The sequence below is a fragment of the Fusicatenibacter saccharivorans genome (assembly GCF_015557635.1).
In the GTDB taxonomy this organism is placed as follows: domain Bacteria; phylum Bacillota; class Clostridia; order Lachnospirales; family Lachnospiraceae; genus Fusicatenibacter; species Fusicatenibacter saccharivorans.
The window spans coordinates 1-2,203 of the sequence record NZ_JADNOP010000041.1; the positions used below are offsets into that span (position 1 = coordinate 1).

Here is a 2,203-nt window from a genome sequence, read left to right on the forward strand (position 1 = left end):
TACTCAAACTTATTGATTGTTCGCCCCTTCGCTCCATCTCCATTACAGAGACTTCTTCGCTGTCGGGTAAGGGACAAACCTTACGGTTATTCCCTCCCCAAAGAACGGAACGTGCGACTTTCACCGCATTCCGCTCACGTATCTATAACGCATAATATCCCATTTGCGCGGCTCGATTGGAATTCATAGCTCTTTTTCGGTTCAGACGGTGCCTTTTTGCTCGGCATTCAAAGTATTCCCTGTCAAGAAATGGATTCTTGTTTAAAGATATTTGCCCTTTTCGCACAATTGGCATATCCATCATCAGAAATAGGATGTTTTTGTCCGACATAAATGTCCACTTTCTGCCTTTATGCTCTTTCCAGTATTTGTTAACTATCCAGTGCTTGTTTTTGTTTGGGTGTCTGCGTTTGGACCATCTCCACAACATTTCCCATATGCGATGATCCAACGTATGAAAGCACTTCTTAGCACATGATGAGTGATGATAATTTGCCCATCCTACTGTCACCTCATTTATTTTCTTTATGAGTATTTCCTGTGTGGCTGTCTGGTTTTCTTTTATTATTTCACTGATTTTTCTCGTAATTTTCTTCATAGATTTATGTGACGGCTTGATAATCAGTTTTCCTTTAAATTTACGAAAGTTCCAACCCAGAAAGTCGAATCCATCATTAATGTGAGTAATGACCGTTTTCTCTTCTGACAGTCTCAGTCCTCTTTCTTCAAGAAATCTTTCTATCATTGGTTTGATTTCTTTCAGTGTTTCTTTGTCAGATGCTGTAACGATAAAATCGTCAGCAAATCTCACCACATGTACTTTATGCGCATTGTACTTCACACTAAATGTCCTTTTAACTTTGCTTCTCCAGTATACATCCAGTATCATGGGTTCTAATCCATCAAGTACCATGTTTGCATAAGTTGGCGAGATAACTCCTCCCTGTGGAGAGCCTTCTATAGTCGGATATAACTTTCCCTTTTCTACATATCCACAACGCATGAACTCTTTCATAATTCTTTTGTTTCCGGGAATGTTATCCATCATCCACCGATGGCTGATTTTATCAAAGCAGCTTTTTATATCCCCTTCCAGAATCCATTGTGGAGAATCCTTTCTGCTAAGTACACTAAACGCATACTCACGTGCATCTTCAGGACTTCTGTATTTCCGAAATCCAAAGGAGATCCTGTCGGCAGTTGTTTCTGCCACTGGTTCCAGCGCAAGAAGTTGTAATGCCTGCATAGCCCGGTCTCTCATAGTAGGTATTCCCAAAGGACGCTTTTCTTTCTTGCCAAACTTTTCGATATATACCCTTTTCAATGGTTTTGCATGATATGTCTGGCAGTCCAGGCTCCTTACTGCGTTTACTTTTTCTTTATCAGATTTCCAAAATTCTCCATCTATACCTGGAGTTTTCTTTCCTCTGTTGCTAACCACTCGTTTAACAGCCAGAGCCTTCGCGTAAAATGAATTAGTTATTAAATACTGTAATCTCTTAACCAATCTCAGCTTTTGTTCTAATGTTGCCTTTACAATTCGAATCTGTAGCCTGTTAACTTGTTCTTCTGCTTTCTTCCAATCTATCTGGTTCCATTGAAGTTTCATGTCTGTATTGTCCTCACAAATGTGCCATTGAACTTGATACATTCACAGTTTCCAGTTTCTTCATGTAATTGATACGCGTTGGAAGTCTGCTTCCTTTCGGACAGGGCAAATCTTGAACCCTTATTTCATGCATTACACATGAACTTTCGCTTTTTCCAACATCCTCTGCCTTCTGTGCATTGTGCTTTTCTTACGATTAGCCTACCTTTTCCCAGGAGCACATAAGGTTTACCTTGTTTCGTCATTTAAATAATCTTGATATGTTTAGGTTCTGCCTATAGACCGGGAGTTCTCTGTCCGTTTGGCATGATACCATAGTAATTATCATGTCCCTGACTCCGTACTATTTTAGTCAAGGTGTATCAACCACTTTCACCTTTTACACGAGTGACGACCCTTACGACAGTTCACATACGTTAACCTTGCATATCTTTTCCTTGCAATAGGACAGATGTGGTTTCTGTCTTTCTCACGTTGTCCCGCTGCTCCGCACCTTTCATTACTTACTGGGCACTATGCGGTAGAAATACTACAAACGGATGTAGTAGTGAATTTATCACAATTTAAATGACAACTTGCAAGTCGCACACTATG

At 40.1% G+C, this 2,203-nt stretch carries 1 protein-coding gene; it reads right to left on the bottom strand.

What is annotated here, in order from left to right; genetic code table 11:
* Nucleotides 1-142: 142 nt before the first annotated feature.
* Nucleotides 143-1,609 carry a group II intron reverse transcriptase/maturase gene (gene ltrA / locus I2G42_RS16140; protein ID WP_082424990.1) on the bottom strand — a complete coding sequence of 489 codons (1,467 nt, stop codon included), beginning with the start codon at nucleotides 1,607-1,609 and terminating at the stop codon, nucleotides 143-145.
* Between the last annotated feature and the right edge of the window lie 594 nt (nucleotides 1,610-2,203).

What these genes read in the sequence shown, in the direction of transcription:
- ltrA (WP_082424990.1), bottom strand. Translation starts at nt 1,609, where the DNA reads ATGAAACTTCAATGGAACCAGATAGATTGGAAGAAAGCAGAAGAACAA.